Origin of the sequence: Halobacterium rubrum (genome assembly GCF_021729015.1) — an archaeon.
GTDB lineage: Archaea > Halobacteriota > Halobacteria > Halobacteriales > Halobacteriaceae > Halobacterium > Halobacterium rubrum.
Genome location: NZ_JAJQQZ010000003.1, coordinates 63,680 through 80,082, shown reverse-complemented (window position 1 = coordinate 80,082; position 16,403 = coordinate 63,680). Strand labels below are relative to the sequence as shown.

General features: G+C 68.6%; 21 protein-coding genes. 14 read left to right on the top strand and 7 right to left on the bottom strand.

Going from position 1 to position 16,403, the window contains the following annotated elements:
• Positions 1-11 precede the first annotated feature (11 nt).
• Entirely contained in the window at positions 12-995 is a 984-nt protein-coding gene (gene mvaD / locus LT971_RS11790; RefSeq protein WP_237007132.1) for a phosphomevalonate decarboxylase MvaD, read from the bottom strand.
• 251 nt (positions 996-1,246) lie between these two features.
• Between mvaD and nth the strand changes: the two genes are divergently transcribed.
• Together nth and LT971_RS11780 are read left to right on the top strand one after the other, a co-directional pair.
• Positions 1,247-1,930: an endonuclease III gene (gene nth / locus LT971_RS11785; protein ID WP_237007131.1), complete on the top strand. Its 684-nt coding sequence runs from the start codon at positions 1,247-1,249 to the stop codon at positions 1,928-1,930.
• A gap of 110 nt (positions 1,931-2,040) precedes the next feature.
• Positions 2,041-2,736 (top strand): ArsR/SmtB family transcription factor, encoded by a 696-nt coding sequence (locus LT971_RS11780; RefSeq protein ID WP_237007130.1) that lies wholly within the window; start codon positions 2,041-2,043, stop codon positions 2,734-2,736.
• On the opposite strand, the gene LT971_RS11775 is transcribed toward LT971_RS11780, so the two are convergent.
• On the bottom strand, positions 2,733-3,221 hold the full coding sequence (locus LT971_RS11775) for a DUF7321 family protein (RefSeq protein ID WP_237007129.1): 489 nt from the start codon (positions 3,219-3,221) through the stop codon (positions 2,733-2,735). The genes LT971_RS11780 and LT971_RS11775 overlap by 4 nt on opposite strands.
• Positions 3,222-3,304: 83 nt before the next feature.
• Here LT971_RS11775 and LT971_RS11770 point away from each other — a divergent pair, with 83 nt between their 5' ends.
• From LT971_RS11770 to LT971_RS11730, 9 genes are all read left to right on the top strand, one after another.
• On the top strand, positions 3,305-3,754 hold the full coding sequence (locus tag LT971_RS11770) for a hypothetical protein (protein ID WP_237007128.1): 450 nt from the start codon (positions 3,305-3,307) through the stop codon (positions 3,752-3,754).
• A gap of 43 nt (positions 3,755-3,797) precedes the next feature.
• The gene (locus tag LT971_RS11765) at positions 3,798-4,736 is read left to right on the top strand and encodes a DUF7319 domain-containing protein (RefSeq protein WP_237007127.1); all 939 of its coding nucleotides are present in this window, start codon (positions 3,798-3,800) and stop codon (positions 4,734-4,736) included.
• A 75-nt stretch (positions 4,737-4,811) separates the two neighbouring features.
• The gene (locus LT971_RS11760; RefSeq protein ID WP_237007126.1) at positions 4,812-5,495 is read left to right on the top strand and encodes a plastocyanin/azurin family copper-binding protein; all 684 of its coding nucleotides are present in this window, start codon (positions 4,812-4,814) and stop codon (positions 5,493-5,495) included.
• Positions 5,495-5,881, top strand: a complete 387-nt coding sequence (locus LT971_RS11755; protein ID WP_237007125.1) for a DUF7318 family protein — start codon at positions 5,495-5,497, stop codon at positions 5,879-5,881. The genes LT971_RS11760 and LT971_RS11755 overlap by 1 nt, the downstream gene beginning before the upstream one ends.
• Positions 5,878-6,717: a ubiquinol-cytochrome c reductase iron-sulfur subunit gene (locus LT971_RS11750; RefSeq protein WP_425293283.1), complete on the top strand. Its 840-nt coding sequence runs from the start codon at positions 5,878-5,880 to the stop codon at positions 6,715-6,717. Before LT971_RS11755 ends, LT971_RS11750 begins: the two co-directional genes overlap by 4 nt.
• A gap of 4 nt (positions 6,718-6,721) precedes the next feature.
• A complete protein-coding gene (locus LT971_RS11745) occupies positions 6,722-7,534 on the top strand; it encodes a cytochrome b (protein WP_237007123.1) in 813 nt (270 codons plus the stop codon).
• Positions 7,535-7,541: 7 nt separating this feature from the next.
• The gene (locus LT971_RS11740) at positions 7,542-8,306 is read left to right on the top strand and encodes a cytochrome b family protein (protein ID WP_237007122.1); all 765 of its coding nucleotides are present in this window, start codon (positions 7,542-7,544) and stop codon (positions 8,304-8,306) included.
• A 189-nt stretch (positions 8,307-8,495) separates the two neighbouring features.
• Entirely contained in the window at positions 8,496-8,789 is a 294-nt protein-coding gene (locus LT971_RS11735) for a DUF7315 family membrane protein (RefSeq protein WP_237007121.1), read from the top strand.
• Positions 8,782-9,042, top strand: coding sequence for a DUF7314 family protein (locus LT971_RS11730; RefSeq protein ID WP_237007120.1), 261 nt, complete (start codon positions 8,782-8,784; stop codon positions 9,040-9,042). Before LT971_RS11735 ends, LT971_RS11730 begins: the two co-directional genes overlap by 8 nt.
• A gap of 391 nt (positions 9,043-9,433) precedes the next feature.
• Here LT971_RS11730 and LT971_RS11725 read toward each other — a convergent pair whose 3' ends face one another.
• The 4 genes from LT971_RS11725 to LT971_RS11710 form a co-directional block, all read right to left on the bottom strand.
• Positions 9,434-9,874: a DUF7313 family protein gene (locus LT971_RS11725; RefSeq protein ID WP_237007119.1), complete on the bottom strand. Its 441-nt coding sequence runs from the start codon at positions 9,872-9,874 to the stop codon at positions 9,434-9,436.
• 44 nt (positions 9,875-9,918) lie between these two features.
• Positions 9,919-10,641 carry an NAD(+)/NADH kinase gene (locus tag LT971_RS11720; RefSeq protein ID WP_237007118.1) on the bottom strand — a complete coding sequence of 241 codons (723 nt, stop codon included), beginning with the start codon at positions 10,639-10,641 and terminating at the stop codon, positions 9,919-9,921.
• A gap of 171 nt (positions 10,642-10,812) precedes the next feature.
• The gene (locus LT971_RS11715; protein WP_237007117.1) at positions 10,813-12,120 is read right to left on the bottom strand and encodes a M28 family peptidase; all 1,308 of its coding nucleotides are present in this window, start codon (positions 12,118-12,120) and stop codon (positions 10,813-10,815) included.
• Between the two features lie 77 nt (positions 12,121-12,197).
• Positions 12,198-12,455, bottom strand: a complete 258-nt coding sequence (locus LT971_RS11710) for an MTH865 family protein (RefSeq protein WP_237007116.1) — start codon at positions 12,453-12,455, stop codon at positions 12,198-12,200.
• A 140-nt stretch (positions 12,456-12,595) separates the two neighbouring features.
• On the opposite strand from LT971_RS11710, the gene LT971_RS11705 reads away from it, so the two are divergent.
• Positions 12,596-13,648: a M42 family metallopeptidase gene (locus tag LT971_RS11705; RefSeq protein ID WP_237007115.1), complete on the top strand. Its 1,053-nt coding sequence runs from the start codon at positions 12,596-12,598 to the stop codon at positions 13,646-13,648.
• Positions 13,649-13,723: 75 nt separating this feature from the next.
• Positions 13,724-14,287: a plastocyanin/azurin family copper-binding protein gene (locus LT971_RS11700; protein ID WP_237007114.1), complete on the top strand. Its 564-nt coding sequence runs from the start codon at positions 13,724-13,726 to the stop codon at positions 14,285-14,287.
• 18 nt (positions 14,288-14,305) lie between these two features.
• Here the strand turns inward: LT971_RS11700 and LT971_RS11695 are convergent, their stop codons facing one another.
• Positions 14,306-14,797, bottom strand: a complete 492-nt coding sequence (locus LT971_RS11695; RefSeq protein ID WP_237007113.1) for an SRPBCC family protein — start codon at positions 14,795-14,797, stop codon at positions 14,306-14,308.
• A 288-nt stretch (positions 14,798-15,085) separates the two neighbouring features.
• Between LT971_RS11695 and coaBC the strand changes: the two genes are divergently transcribed.
• A complete protein-coding gene (gene coaBC / locus LT971_RS11690) occupies positions 15,086-16,237 on the top strand; it encodes a bifunctional phosphopantothenoylcysteine decarboxylase/phosphopantothenate--cysteine ligase CoaBC (protein WP_237007112.1) in 1,152 nt (383 codons plus the stop codon).
• The last annotated feature ends 166 nt before the right edge of the window (positions 16,238-16,403 follow it).

The following is a 16,403-nucleotide window of genomic DNA, read 5'->3' as shown; positions in this document are numbered from 1 at the left end:
CGAGGCCGGCCTCAGAACAGCGCGTCGGACTCGTCGTCGACCACGCGCGCAGGACCGCCGACCTCCCAGACCTCGGTGTCGACGCCGCAGTCCGCGACCGCCGCCTCGACCTCGTCGGCGTGCTCGGCCGTCGTGTTCACGTAGACGGTCGCGCCGGTGTCCGTCGAGAAGTAGACGGGGACGTCGTCGTCCTCGCGGAGGTCCCGGACCGTCTCGAAGATTTCCAGCGTGTCGGGCTGCCAGTACACCCAGCCGGCCGGCCCCGTCATCGTCGTGGCGGCCAGCGACAGCGAGTCGTGCTCGGCCGTCTCGAAGACGCGGTGGAAGTCGCCCTCGCGGACTGCGTCACGCATCTCGACGAGTTGGTCCTGGACGTGCGCGAGCCGCGCGTCGAACATGTGGCTGTCCGCGGCCTCCTCGTGGGCCGCCTCGGTCTCCTTGTACGCCGGCACCTCCCCGACCACGATGCGCACGTCGTCGGCGAAGTCTGCGGGCGCGTCGAGGCGTTCGCTGCGGCAGTCCTCGTCGTTCATGCCGGCGTGGAGGTCCGAGAAGCCGCCGGTGACCGCGCGAGCCGCCGAGGAGGAGCCGCGGCGCGCGATGGTCGAGACCTCGGGCAGCGAGAGGTCGAGACCGGCGGCTTCGACGCACGCCAGCGCGGCCGCCGCGAAGCCAGACGAGGAAGAACCGAGACCGATGTTCGTCGGGAAGCTGTTCTCGCTCTCGAGGCGGACGCGGTAGTCGAAGCCGGCGCGCTCCCGGACCTCGTCGACGACGCTCCGGATGCGGTCGGCGCCGTGGCCGTCGACGACCTCGCCGTCGACGACGTAGTGGTCCTCGTCGCGGTCCGGGTCGAATGCCGCCGTCGTGGTGGTGTTACTGGGCGCCGTGCAGAGGCTGATGGAGTCGTGGTAGGGGAACCGGAGCTCCTCGTCGCGCATCCCGTGGTACTTCACGAGCCCCTGGATGGGGTGGGCTCGCGCGGTCGCTTTCATACCTCGACCCGGGTCGGTCGCGCGCATAAACGTCCCGGAAGCGCCCCGGGAGTAGCGGCTGGGCAACGGAGTGGCTCTCCATTGGGGGCTGACAGGCGGCACGTGGCGGTCGGCGGGGCGGCGTGCCGCGCTCCCGCGGACGCCCCGCCGCAGTGGTCAGGTCACTGCCGTGGCGGGTGTGGTCCCGGCTCCGCACTTGAACGTTCGCCCGGTTCCGGTACAGCGAAGGGCGGCGACGCCCAGTCGACGGTATGGGCACACGTCTGGAGTCGCGCGAGGCACAGGTCGAGGAGGTAATCGACCGCCTCTCTGCGGAGTACCCCGACCCCGAGATTTCGCTGACCTTCTCGAATCGGATGGAGCTGCTGGTCGCCGTGATTCTGTCCGCGCAGTGCACGGACGAGCGCGTGAACACGGAGACCGAACACCTCTTCGAGAAGTACGAGACGGTCGAAGACTACGCCGAAGCCGACGAGGAGGAGCTTGCGGAGGACCTGAACTCCATCACGTACTACAACAGCAAGGCGGGCTACATCAAGAGCGCCGCACAGTCGATTCTCACGGAGCACGACGGCGAGGTGCCGGACACGATGTCGGCGCTGACCGACCTCTCGGGTGTCGGGCGGAAGACGGCGAACGTCGTCCTGCAGCACGGCCACGACCTGACCGAGGGCATCGTCGTCGACACGCACGTCCAGCGGCTCTCCCGCCGCCTCGGCATCACCGACGAGAAGCGCCCGGAGGCCATCGAGGAGGACCTGATGCCGCTGGTTCCCCGCGAGCACTGGAAGAACTACACGCACTGGCTCATCTCCCACGGCCGCGACACCTGCACGGCCCGGAACCCCGACTGCGGGAGCTGCGTGCTCGAGGACGTCTGTCCGTCGTCGAAAGAGGACCACGACGTCGATCTGGCGGACGGCAGCGAGTGGTAACCGCGGGACTACGCGCGGTAAGTCGCCGTTTGTCCCCGGAACCCCCGGGGTGAAACCGTGGTTTTAGTTTCGCGAGTAGTTTTACTACGGGAGAGACAAGACACACGCTAATGACAGCGAACCGTCTTCTCCCGGGCGGCTCGTCCGTCGAGACCGGCGACGGCTCGGAGGTCGTGAGCATCCGGGAGGACGCCGCCGACGAGGTGTTCGAGGCCCTGTCCTCGCGGACGGCCCGCGAGATACTGGCGGCGCTCTACGAGGACCCCGACACGGCGTCCAGCGTCGCCGACCGGGTCGACACGTCCCTGCAGAACGCCAGCTACCACATCGAGAAGCTCGTCGACGCCGACCTGGTCGAGGTCGCCGACACGTGGTACTCCGAGCAGGGCCGCGAGATGAAGGTGTACGCGCCCGCCAGCGACTCGCTGGTCCTGTTCGCGTCCGACGAGGCCTCCTCGCCGTCCCTGAAGAGCCGGCTGGCGAGGCTGCTCGGCGTCGTCGGCGTGCTCGGCGCGGCGAGTCTGGTCGTCCAGCGGCTGCTGGGCGGGCAGCCCGGCGACGGGACGGCCACCGAGGCGACCGACGGCGGCGGTGGGGGAGACGACGCCGTCGGCATCGCGTCGAACGACGCGGTCGAGACGACGACGGAGACAGCGAGAGAAGCGGGCGACTCGGGGGCGGTCAACTACACGGCGGAGGTAGCGGACGCCGCCGCGGGCGGGATTCCGCCCGGGGTACTGTTCTTCGCTGGCGGCCTGCTGGTACTCGCGGTCGTCCTCGGGTACGCCTGGTACCGGCAGCGCTAGACCGGTATCTCCGGGTACCGCATCGCCCACCGGATGACGCCCAGGACCCACGCGATCAGCCAGCAGAGCACGTAGCCCGCGACCCCGGCGCGGAGCCGCATCCGCCACGCCCCCATGTCTTCGTGGATGTCGTCGATGTCCAGCGTGGGGTCGGGGTCGTTGTAGAGGTTGTACTCGCGTTTCGCGCGCAGAATCGGGACGATGCCGGTGAGCGCGAACGCGAGGAAGGCGTACGCCTGCACGCCGAAGAACGCGTGCAGCGCGGCGAACCCGCCGAGCTGTTCGAACAGCCGGGGTATCATCCAGACCGCGACGGGCACCGTGTTGAGCGTGAGCCCGACGAAGATGTACGCGAGGTGGTGGCGGAGCACGCCCCACGTGACGGTCTCCTCGTCGATGACAATCCAGGCGCCGTAGATGTAGAACGGGAAACTCAGGGTGACCAGCAGCCCGGCGACACTGGCGACCACCACGTCCTCGACCATGTATCGTCGTTCGACCGACGCGACAAAACGCGTTCGACTCGCGGCCCACGAGACGCATTCCAGCATTCCCGGAAGGTCCGAACATGTCACCCCGACCTGCAGTGGTCCTCGCGCTCCTCGTGGTGCTGGCCGGCTGTGCGGGCGTCGGCACACCAAACAGCGGAGGCGGACCGACAGCCAGTACGCCGACGACCGGAGCGACGACGGCACCAGCCACGACGGCGACGGACACGACCGAGCTACACACCGCGCGTGGGACAACACATGCAGGAGACCACTTCTCCGTGCGAGTGGCGAGCGACGTCGACGGTGTCACGGCCACGGTGGCGCCGGACGGCAACAGGTCCCAGTTCGAACTCTTCGGCGGCGACAAGCACTGGCTGACGCAGCCCGTTCACGACCGCGGCCACGATGTCCGCGTCGTCGTCGAGCGCGACGGGGCGGTCGTCTTCGACAGAGCGGTCCGGGGGTACGAGTACTACCGGCTGACGGTGGCCGAGAACGACACGAGTGTCAGCCTGACGGCGGTGTAGTCGGTCGGAAGCGTTTACCCGTTCGACCCGCAACCTCCAGTCGATGACGGACTCCAGCGCCGGCGGGGACGAGACGGAGCCGGCGGACCACGCAGCGCGGGTGAGCGACGGTAGCAGCGGCGGCGACGAGGACGGCGACGGCGCCGACCGGACTGTCGAGTCGGTGACCGCCAGCGACATCGCCGCCGAGGTCGACGAGGAGTACGACTTCGAGGAGTTCGGGCCACAGCAGATGGCGGAGATGAGCGCCGACGAGTGGGAGGCGGCGTTCGACCCCGACACCTGGATTACGGGCGCCGACCTGCTCGACCGCGTGGCTGACGACCTCCGCCACCGGGTCGCCACGCGTGACGTGTTCGCCGTCGTCGAACGCGACAGCATCGACGGCGAACCGGTCGTGCTCGCGTACTCCGACGAGGGGTACGCCGTCGTCTACCCGGACGGCACCGTGCAGGGGTCGGGGACGGTGCTGCGGGACGTCAAACCGACGGTCGCGCTCTGCTCGATGGACACCTACGACACGCCCGACCCACCCGAGGGCGCGGGCCTCCCCGACCCGGCAGAGATTCCCGAGGGCAGCGGCGGGCTGGGCACGTCGCTGCTCCAGTACGTCGGCATCGTACAGCTGGCCGCCGGCGTCCTGCTGTTCCTGTCGCCGTTCATCTACGACCCGCTCGTCCGGGGCTGCCCTCCAGTGCAGGGGTCGTCCGCTCGCGCGTGTGAGATTGCAGGTGTGACGATGAACCTCCACCCGCTGGGCGACTCGGCGGTCATCGCCGCCATCGCCGGCGTCGGGTTCGTCGTGTTCGGCGTGTTCATGCTGATGCTCGTGGCGAACGCTCGGCTGTCGGACCGCTTCCGGGCAGAAGAGTTCCGGAACCGGCTTCGGTCGGCGGGCGTCGGCGGCGGGGAACGGCCACCGTTCGTGCCAGAGACCGACGGCTACGACCGGGACGCCGAACCGGACGAAGACGCCCCGTAAGACGCCGATACGGGCGTCGTAGCGGCACCGAGCCATCGGTGGGTTTATGCAGTTCCCATCCTGATTCTGGAGTGTATGAAGAGGCGGGACTTTCTGAAAATTGCGACCGGTTCGGCCGGCGGCGCGGCGGCCGTCGGAGCAGCCGGTGCGCGGTCGTCCTCGTCCTCGTCAGCCGTCCTGCAGCAGGAGGAGGGTAACAACTCCACGGAGAACGGCACGACGACGGGCAATGGCACAGCGGGCAACGGTACGACCACGTCCGGCAGCGAGGGGGACAGTGGCGGCGGCACGACGAAGACCGTCGCAGTCGGACCGAACAACCAGAACGTCTTCGACCCCGAGACCGTCTACGTCGCTCCCGGTGACACCGTCAAGTGGGAGTGGCAGGGTTCGGTCGCCCACAACGTCCACGCGACGGACGTCCCCGAGGAAGCGGCCTGGAGCGCCCAGACGGAGGTCGTCTCGGCGCCGTTCGAGTACTCCCACACCTTCGAGGGCCCGACGGGCGAGTACAACTACGTCTGTGACCCTCACGCCTCCGTCGGCATGGAGGGGACAGTCGTGGTCAACGAGTCCGGCGCACCACCGGAGGGCGAAGGCGGCGCAGCCGAACGGACGCCCCACGAGATGGGTGTGCCGTTCCAGGCGCACTTCGTCGGCATCGCCACCATTCTCATGATGATCGTGAGTCTGGTGTACACGTTCTTCGTGCTGAAGTACGGCGAGTCCCAGCACGCCAGCGCACCTAGCAAGGAATAATGTCCTCGAAAGGCTCCAACTACGGCGACATTCACCGGTACGAACCTGCCCGCGAGAGCACGGCGGCGATGATCGCCATCGTCCTGCTCACCATCATCGAGGTGGTGCTCGTTGCCCTGTTCACGTGGGGACTCGTCACCGGCCTCGGTACCGACCCGGTCGGCAACATGTACCTCGGCTTCCTGCTCGCGGCCATCTTCATCGACCTCTCGTTCGTCCTCATGCTCTACCGGAAAGAGTTCCTGCCGGACGTGATGATTGTGAAGAAGCGCCGCCGCAAGTGGGAGGACCTCTACATCCGGGAGGAACAGGCTGACGGCACGTCGCTGTTCGGCGACACCGTCGAGCAGTTCAAGAAGGCAGTCTACCCCTACAAGGAGAAATAACAATGTCTGACAAGTACCCAGAGAGCTCCGGTCGCCGCCGATTCGTCAAGGGCGTCGTGGGAAGCGCGACGCTAGCGGGCGCCGGGACGGCGGGCGTCGCTGCCATCGAGACCACGACCAGCCCCACGGGAGCGGGCGGTGGGCCGACGGACTACTACGCCGTCGAGAACACCGCGGGCCCCGCGCCGCGCGGGATGCCGATGCTCCCCATCGAGATCGACGACGAGGGCAACCTCCGCGGCGTCTACCCCGACCTCCAGGAGGTCGAGACCGACACCGGGGAGATCGTCGAGGAGCCACGGATGGAACTCGGCGGCATCGAGTACAGCACCGACTGGTTCCAGTACTGCGGCGTGCAGGGCTACGAGGGCCTGCGGCCGGACTACGACGGCGACAACTACCTCCGGTACTCGGGCACGTCGACGTACGACTGGCAGCCCGGCTCCGGGAAGGTGAACGTCGACGACTTCCAGGACTACGACACCTGGGAGAACGACTACGGCGAGGCCGGCATCGGGAAGCCGGCGAAGGCGACCTGGCGGTCGGACGGCACGGACAACACCATCCCCGTCCAGATCATCCGGAGCACCGTCCTCGAGGACACCATCGAGTCCGAGGACGGCGAGGTCGTCGACTGGCTGGAGGCCGCCACGGACAGCGGCTTCATGGCCATCCTGAACAAGTGCACGCACTTCTGCTGTGCGCCGAGTGGCTTCCGGACGGCGTCCTACGGCGGTGGCGAGGACAAGATCTACTGCCAGTGCCACCAGTCGCTGTACGACCCGTTCAGCATCGTGAAACGGAGCTTCGTCGCGTTCGCGCGGCCGGAGAACTGATACAATGAGCATCGAACGCAAGGACGAACACGACCACGAAGCCTGGATCCAGGAGAAAGACCTGACGGCCGTCGAGAGCACGTTCCTGACGGTGCTGGTCTGGCTCGACCGCCGGCTGCGCATCGTCGACTACCTGGAACTGCTGGAGACGCTGTACTACCGGGTCAACCTCCAGATGCCGAAGAGCCACACCGAACAGTACAACCTCGACAACAAGTTCTGGTACTGGTACCCGCTGTACTCGCTGGGGTTCTTCTCCACGCTGGCGTACGTCGTCGCGGCGATATCCGGCGCACTGCTCGGATTCTACTACTCGCCGTCGGCGGCAGCCGGCGCGGCCGACATCGAGGGCGCGACGGTCGCGTACAGCACCGTCGCAGCCATCATGACCGAGCTGAACTTCGGGTTCTTCCTCCGGTCGCTGCACCGGTGGGCGGCGCAGGTGATGACCGCCGCGGTCTTCCTGCACATGCTGCGCGTCTACTTCACGGGCGCGTACAAGGAACCCCGCGAGGTCAACTGGCTCGTCGGCATCGTCCTGCTGAGCCTGACGATGGTCTTCGGGTACACTGGCTACCTCCTGCCCTGGGACCAGCTGGCGTACTGGGCGGGCCAGATCGGCGTCGAGATGAGTCTCTCGATTCCGTTCATCGGCGAGTGGGTCGCCCAGTTGCTGTTCGGCGGCTTCTCGCTCGGTCAGGCGACGCTCCAGCGAATGTACCTGCTGCACGTGTTCCTGCTCCCGTTCGTGGTGACGACGGTCATCGCCATCCACCTCGGACTGGTCTGGATGCAGGGCATCGCGGAACCCCACTAAGAACACAATGACTGACGACGAAACCACCGAGAAGGAGGCTCGCACCGACGGCACGGGCATCGTCCCGCCGGACGACGAGACCCCGACGTGGAGCGAGCGCAAGGAGCGCACCACGGGACTGTCCCGGCTGACGTACGAGTACTTCGAGCGGTCCCGCCGCGAGGACCAGGACCTCCGCGAGGAGTCCGACTACGTGGAACGCGACGTGCTGGCGTTCCCGACGTGGCCCCACGAGCTCGTGCGCAACCTCGCGCTCACGAGCTTCTTCGTCGGGATGATCCTGTTCCTGGCGGCGACGCTGCCGCCGCACCTCGGCGACCCGGCGAACCCGTCGACGACGCCGAGTATCATCCTGCCGGACTGGTACCTGTACTGGTCGTTCGGCCTGCTGAAGCTCGGGCCGCTGAACCCCGAGCTCGCCATCCTCGGCGGCGAGAAACTGCTCGCCGACCGGACGTACGGCGTGCTCGCGAACGTCGTGATCGTCGGGTTCATCGCCATCGTGCCGTTCCTCAACAAGGGGAGCGCCCGGCGCCCCGTCGAGCAGCCGTTCTGGGCGTCCGTCGGCGTGATGGGCGTGGTGTTCGCGTTCACCATCAGCACGTACTCCGCGAAGAACCTCATCCCGCTGGACCCCCACCTGCTGTTCGACCTGACGTTCCTCGTGCCGCCGATCGCAGGCGCGATCGCGTACGCGTTGCTGAAGACGATGCGCGAGGGCTACATGTACGACCTGAACCGGCGGTACTACAAGCTGCGGCCGCCGAAGTAACCGGCCGCAGTCCGTTCGCGCTGCTGGCGTCGATTCGGCTCTCGTTCTCGCGGTTCTTCGTGGCGAGTCGCGCGCTCGTTGCACTCGACCAGCAGTGGTGGCGCCGGCCCTGTCCGTGTCGTCGTGCGGAGTGCGTGTACGGCGGGGGTTCCGCCGCAGTAAAGTAGCCAGCAGCCCGAGTGGTCGTCGATGGCAGACGACTCCCGCGAGCGCGACGTCGTCGTCCCCGAGCGCCTCTACAAGACCGTGACGGTGTTCTCGACGCTGTTCGCCGTCGTCGCGGTCGTCGGTGGGTTCGTGGCGCTGGACGTGGCGACCGACACCGGGTCGGCGGCGCCCGAGGAGGTGAGCGTGCCGATGTCGCTGCTCGGCGTCGCGCTCATCGCGGCGGGCGGCGTGGTGTACGCGTTCGCGTCCCGGTTCCGGGCTCGCGGAATGGCAACGGATAAGGACAGCGACGACCAATCAGCGGACAATGGCTGACGAGTTCATGAAGGGCCTGGGCCTGTTGAGCGGTGCGGGCCTCGTGTGGATGGTGCTGGCTGGCTGGTACAAGACGCCGAGCTTCGCCGGCGGACAGCTCACCAGCGCGGTGCCGGACAACCTGACGATGTACGACCAGCTCGCCGTCATTCTCCTCGAGGGGATGTTCTGGCTCGCCATCTTCGGCGCCATCCTGTTCTGGGTCGGCATCCCGCTGGGCCGCGAGCTGTACGCGAAGTACAACGGCGAGTAATCGGCGAGTCTCCTCCCGAGAGTTCTGCGTTCCAGCCGGTTCACTGCCTGTCGTAGCTGCGGCTCTGCGAGCGAGCCTCCGGAGTGATGCGGAGCCACGACTCCGGCCGGTGTCCGTCCGTCACCGACCGCCCGCCGTCCTCTCGCAGGTGCCGCCACTGCCAGTAGCGGTGTTTGTCTGCCCAGCCCGAGCCTCCGTGCGGGCGGTCCCGTGAGTGAACTACCGGGTTGTGGGTCGCAGTCGGCGTCTCCAGAGAGCGCCAGTCGGCCGGCCTGGTGCCACCACTCCAGTGGTCGGTGGACAGCACGCGGCGGGGCGAGAAGGTCTCGGGAGAGCAGACAGCCGGAGAATCAGGGACGCCCGAAGCAGCTACGGAGAGTGGGAGAGAGCCTCAGATGACCGCCGACCAGAGCGGTTCGATGAGGAAGAACACGCTGAGGTAGCCGACGTAGAGGAACGTGAAGGAGGCCGCGACGAGCGCACCCTTCGGCCGGTCGAGGCCGTGGCCCTCGCGGGCTTCGACTTTCCGGGCCTCGAACTCGAAGAAGTCCGCGAGATACGTACCGATGACTAGCGTCGACAGCACCATGCCGGCGTGGTGGTGGAGCGTGAGGAAGTAGAAGCTCGCGAGGATGAGCCCCCACGAGGTGAACGAGTGGAACGGGTGTCGGGTGATGGCCTCCGGGCCGTCTTCGGCCTGTTCGACGTGCTGTCCGTGGGCGACGCGGCGGCTGACGAAGTTCAGGAGGACGAGCGCCAGCAGTACGAACTCGATGTATGGCGCGACCAGAGTATCGAGAGGTCCGAAGAGCGCGACCGAGGGGTCTACCATAGTCGGCTTTCGGTGGGACGCGGTATTATGTCTTTTCCAATCGCTCAATCGCCCTGCGGCGGCCGACGGCTGGCGGGCACGGCGGCGACCGACAGGGGGGCGCCCCGGGAGAGCGTGACGCCGTCACCGACGTCGATCTCGCCCCGGGTGCGGCCGTCGACGTGGAGTTCGACCGTGGCCTCGTCGCGGACGACGGTGATGGACAGCGGGGGCTCGACGACCCAGTTCGTGCGGTCCACGCGGAACGGCGCGATGGGGACGACCGCAGCGGCGTCGACCTCGGGGTCGAGGCGGGGGCCGCCTGCGTCGGTCGCGTAGCCGCGGCTGCCGGTCGGCGTCGCGGCGACGACACCGTCGGCGCGCACGGACGCGACCTCGCGGTCGTCGCCGGCGGTGACTGTGTACTCCGAGATCTTCGCCGGTTCGGTCGTGACGAGCGTCGCGTCGGCGAGTGCTCGTGCCCCACGGTCCGGCGTGCTGACGGCGAACGTCTGGCGGTCGCGGACCACGAAGTCGCCCGCTGCTACTGCGTCGAGGGCTGCCTCACGGTCACTGGGCGCGACACCGCCGTACTCGCGGCCGGCGCCGACCGGGAGGACCGGCGCGAACTGCTCGTCCGCCGCGGCGGCGTCGAGGAGCGCGTCCTCGCCGAGTGCGACGAGAACGTCGGCGTCCGCGGGCGCCCCGACGACAGTGCCGCCGGCGGCCCGGACGGTGTCCGCCGCGTCGGTCGCGCCGGGCCCGAGGACGGCGACGCGCGTCGTCACCGGAACCACCCGCCGCGTGGCGTCCTCGCTGCCGGCTGTGTCCCACTGGTCGGCGTCCGTGTCATCGGTCGGAGTGGGGCGCGGCAGTCACAAAAACCCCGCGGGCGCGGGGCCGGTAGCGGACCGGCAGTCCGGTTCGGTGTCTCCGGTGACGGGTGGCTGGCGGCCGGGTCAGTACGGCCAGTCGCCCGTGATCTTCATGCCTTCCGCGAGGTCCTCGTCCTCGAGGGCGGCCGCGATGTCGGCCTCGCTGGCGTGCGCGACGGCGAACCCGTCGTCGGCGAGGCGGACGGCGAGCTCCGTGAGGAGGATGGCCTGCTCGCGGAAGTTCCGTGGTTCGAGTTTCTCGAGAGTGTCCGCGAACGTGTGACCCCAGCCGCGGCCGGCGCCGTCGGTGTCGCTGGCGACGTGGTAGCCGGGGACGCCGTGCTGGACGTACTCCCAGTGGTCCGAGTGCGGGCCGAGCTTCGGCGTCACCGAGACGGGGTGCTCGAAGTCCTCGCCGAGTGAGCGCGCGGCGTCGGCGAGGGCGTCGAAGCCGTGCGCGTAGAACTTCAGCGTGCGGCCGCGCACGACACCGTCGAAGTTGAGGACGGCCCGGACGTCGTCGAGCTCGCGGTGTTCGGCGTCGTGAGCGGCACCGACCAGACCGACCTCCTCCGACCCGAAGCAGACGAAGTGGACCGTCGTGTCGAGTTCGTCCTCGCGGGCGGCGAGCGCGCGAGCGGCCTCGACGACCATCGCCGTGCCGGCGCCGTTGTCCATCGCGCCCTCCGCGATGTCGTGGGCGTCGACGTGGCTGGTGACGAGCAGTTCCTCGTCGGTGTCGGGGCCGAGTGTCGCGTGGACGTTCTGACTGGTCGCGTCGTGCACGTCGGCGTCGACGGAAACGGTGAGTTCGTCGTCGTCGAATCGCCGGGCGAGCCTGGCGCCGACCTCGCTGGAGACGCCGACGGCCGGGATTCCCCCGATGGGGTCCTCGGAGGTGCCGACGCTGCCGGTCGGCGGCAGGCAGCCCTCGACGTGGTTCCGGTAGACGAAGCCGGCGGCGCCGGCCTCGACGGCGTGGTAGTACTTCTCGCGGCGGTGGAGGTAGCGGTCGTACCAGTCCGGCACGTCCGACGCCACCATCACGACCTTGCCCTCGAGGTCCGCCTCCTCGAAGTCCTCGGGCAGGCCGTGACCCAGGTCGACGAACTCGCCGGTCGCGTCGCCGCTCGGACTCCGCGGGAGCGCGATGGCGTCCTCCTCGCTGCCAGTCGGCGTCTCGACGGCGCTGTCGCCGCGCGTCCAGCCCTGAATCGAGAACTCGTCGAGCCACGCGTCGTCGGCGTACTCGGCGAGCGCGTCCCGGGTCGCTTCGGCGGCCTCGCGCTCGCCGTCGCTGCCCGCCATCCGGTTCCGCACGTCGACGAGTCGTTCGAGGTGCGTCCAGCCGGTGTCGCTCGTGAAGGTGTCGCCAATCCAGTCGGGAGCCATGGCTGGCCGGACGCGGGACGCGCGCTAAGAAGTTGTGGTCGGGGAACCGGGGCTGGCTCCCGGATTTCGGAGTGGGCTTACAGCTCGTCTTCGTCCTTGAGGCCCTCGATGACGTCGTCGACGAGGTCGTCGACGTTGTCGTAGGGGAACTCGGCGCGGCTGGAGAGCTTCGTCGCGAGCTCCATCGCCGTCCAGGACTCGCCGCCCGCCTCGAAGGACGTCGACGGGCCGTTCGGGAGCGCGGGCACGAGGCCCATCTGGTTCTTGACGGGGTAGTCTGCGTTGGAGAACGCCTCGGTGAGTTCCTCGCGGAGTTCGGCTTCGGTGTCGGACATGAGCGTTACGTCTCTGGCGTTCGGCAAAAGGGTTCTGGAACCCCCAACCTCCTGTGGGGAGTTTCCCCGCTCGCTGGCAGTCTGTGCTCCCAGCCTACCGGGACGCTTGCCTTTATTCGCGTCCGTTCCCGTGGTTGTGTATGGCACTCGATGTCGACCTTCTGGGAAAACTGACGGAGACCAGCGGCGCGCCCGGCCACGAGCGCCGGGTTCGTGACGTCGTCCGGAGCCACCTGCCGGACGACGTGGACGCGGTCCGGACCGACGCGATGGGGAACCTCGTCGCGACCGTCGAGGGCAGCGATAACCCCGACTTCGAGGTGCTCGTGCCCGCGCACATGGACGAAATCGGGTTCATCGTGAAGCACGTCCACGACGACGGCTTCGTGCAGGTGGACGCGCTCGGCGGCTGGGACCCACGGATTCTGCGGGCGGAGCGCGCGACCGTCCACGCCGACGACGGCGACCTCCCGGGCGTCATCGGGTCGCCGCCCCCGCACACGGACGAGAACCCCTACACTCGGGACAAAGACGAGGTCCGGGACGTCTTCATCGACCTCGGGCTGCCCGCCGACGAGGTCGAGGACGCGGTGCAGGTGGGGGATACCGTGACGCTCTCCCAGCGCTTCGAGCCGGTCGGCGACCTCGTCACGGGGAAGGCGCTGGACAACCGCGTGAGCGTCTACGAACTGCTCGCGGTCGCCGAGCGCGTCGAGCCGGACGTGACCGTCCACTACGTCGCGACCACGCAGGAGGAAGTGGGCCTCCGGGGCGCAGAGGCGGTTGGCGTGGACCTCGACGCCGACCTCGTCCTCAACCTCGACACCACCGTCGCCAACGACATCCCGCAGTTCGTCTACGAGGAGGACTACGTCACCGAACTCGGCGAGGGCGCCGGCGTGAAGTTCAAGGACGGCGTCGTCATCCCGAACCCGAAGGTCGTCGACCACCTCGTCGACGTCGCCGAGCAGGCGGGCGTCGACCACCAGCGGGAAGTGCTCGGTGCGGGCGGCACCGACACCGGCCCGCTCCAGCGCAACCACGGCGCGACGCCGGTCGGCGCCGTCTCCACGCCCACCCGGTACCTCCACACGCCCGTCGAGGCGGTCCACACCGACGACGTCGAAGCCGTCGTCGACCTCACCACGGCGTTCCTCGAGAGCATCGACGGGACCGAGGACTTCACGCTCTGAACGGCCGGTAGCCGGTCCACTCTGGGGTAGGCCCAAACCAAAGTATTCAGTACCCGTGATTCCCTAGCGGGCGATATGAACTCCGAGAACGACGGCGACGACGGGCAGGTCTCCCGCCGGAGCGTCATCCGCGCTGGCGCGGCCGCGGCCGCGGCGACCGCCGCCACTGGCACTGCGGCTGCCCAGGAAGAGGAGGGAGGAGGCGGCGGTAGCGAGAAGGTCGTGAAGGTCGGCCCGAACGGCCAGAACGTCTTCGAGCCGGCCGAACTCCACGTCACGCCCGGGACGACGGTCCGGTTCGTCTGGGAGTCCAGCCCCCACAACGTCCACGCGACGGAGGTCCCCGACGGCGCCGACTGGAGCGCCAACACCGAAGTGACCGGGCCGCCGATGGAGTACGAGTACACGTTCGACGGGCCGATGGGCGAGTACACGTACGTCTGTGACCCTCACGCCTCCGTCGGCATGGAGGGCACCATCATCGTGACGGACAGCCCACCGAAAAACGAGGGCTACCAGACCATCGTCCCGGACTCCGCGAAGACGATGGCCGTCGCCGCTGTCGGGTCGATGACGTCCGTGCTCGGCATGGCGTACTTCTTCATGAAGTACGGCGGCGACTACGAGATCGAGGAGTAACGAGCCCGTTCGGTTCCGCTACCGCGTCTCGACGTCGAGGTCCACGTTCCGGCGCTGTCCCTCGAGGTCTGCGACGACGCGCTCGACGACGCGCTCCCCTTCTTCGGCGATCTTCTCGACGACGCGCTGTGCGACCCAGTCGAACGACGCGAACACTGGGAGGTCCAGCACGCCACGCGCGCTCCCCGAGTCGTACGTGACCACCAGCGACACCCGGCAACCGTCCGCCGTCTCCTCGACCAGCCACTGGCCGCTGGCGTTCAGCGTTCCCAGCACCTCCCAGTCGATGCGCGACGGCGCCTCGGTGTCGGTCACTCGCGACCGGAACGTCTGGGAGAGCTTCCACCACGAGAACGTCAGCTCGTACTCCGTGCCGGGGCCGCCGTCGCCGTGCTGCCGGACCGACTCGAGGTACTTCGAGTACCGCGCGTACCCCGGGAAGTCCTCGAGGAACGCGTACGCTTCGCCGGGCGGCACGCGAACGTCGGTAGTCACTTCGAGCGTGTCCACGCTTCTACCTCGGACGCCGGGGGTTTAGGCGTACCGCGACACTGGCCTGCCGGAGCGACGAAGCCCGGTGGGGCGAACCTTCTTCCCGGAAGCCGGGGCCAGACTGCGACGTGACGTGACAGTCGACGCCCGGGAGCCCTGCGGGAGCGCGACCCACTGCCGGGCGGCCGAACGCGCGACACTGACCAGCGGCCAGTAGCGCACCGGGACCGGGTCGCCTGTCAGCCCCTCCCGCCAGCGCCCGCCACCGCCGCGATTTAAGTTCTCACCCCACTGACTCACACGCGAATGCTCTCCGGAGTGAACGTCGCCCTCGGCGTGACGGGCAGCATCGCGGCGGTGAAAGTCGTCGAGCTCGCCCACGAGCTGCGCCGCCACGGCGCGAACGTCCGCGCAGTCACGACCGAGAGCGCGCAGGGAATCGTCCACCCGTGGGCCGTCGAGTTCGCGACCGACGCCCCCGTCGTCACGGAGATCACGGGCGCCGTCGAGCACGTCGAGCTCTGCGGCCGCGACGGCTGGGCGGACGTGTTCCTCGTCGCGCCGGCGACCGCCAACACCGTCGGAAAGGTGGCGGCCGCCATCGACGACTCGCCGGTGACGACGACGGCGACGACGGCGCTCGGCGCAGGTGTCCCGGTCGTGGTGGCGCCGGCGATGCACGAGCCGATGTACGACCACCCGGGCGTGCTCGACGCCATCGAGCGCGTAGAGTCCTGGGGCGTCGACTTCGTCGACCCGCGCGTGGAGGAAGGGAAGGCGAAGATCGCCAGCGAGGAGGCCATCGTGCTCGCGACTGCGCGAGCCGCCGGCGACCGGCCGCTCGACGGTGAACACGTCGTCGTCACCTCCGGAGCGACGAGCGAGCGAATCGACCCCGTGCGCGTGCTCACGAACCGCTCGTCGGGGAAGACGGGACGAGCGGTCGCGGCCGCCTGCTACGTCCGTGGGGCCGACGTGACGCTCGTCCACGGCGACGGCGGCGTCCCGTACGCCGAGGTTCGGGACGTCGAGACGGCCGAAGAGATGACGGCAGCCACCCTCGACGCCTGCGAGGACGCGGACGCGCTCGTGTCGGCGGCCGCCATCAGCGATTACACCGTCGAGCCAAGCGAGGAGAAGATCCGGTCGGGTCGGGAGCTGACGCTGGACCTCGAGCCGACGCCGAAGCTCCTCGATGCCGTCCGGGACGACCACCCCGCCCTCCCCATCGTCGGCTTCAAGGCCGAGACCAGCGGTGACGACGACGCGATGGTCGAGGCCGCCCGTGGCATCCTCGACCGCAGCGGGCTCTCGTTCGTCGTGGCGAACGACGCCGGTGTGATGGGCGACGAGCAGACGCGCGCCCTGTTCGTCACCGGCGACGACGCCACGGAGTACGTCGGCGACAAGCGCGAACTCGGCGGCCGGGTCGCCGACGAGCTCGCCGACCGGCTCTAAGCCCCGACTACGGAGCCCTCGACCCACCGGCGTCCGATGCGTGACCGAGGTACCGCAGTGAGAGCTTCGGGTGCCTGACCAGCTGTCCAGCAGTGAGACCGCCGTCGGTACCGCCTCCATCCGGGAAACCGAAGGTATCAACATCGGGCACCCCCACCTGCCGAAC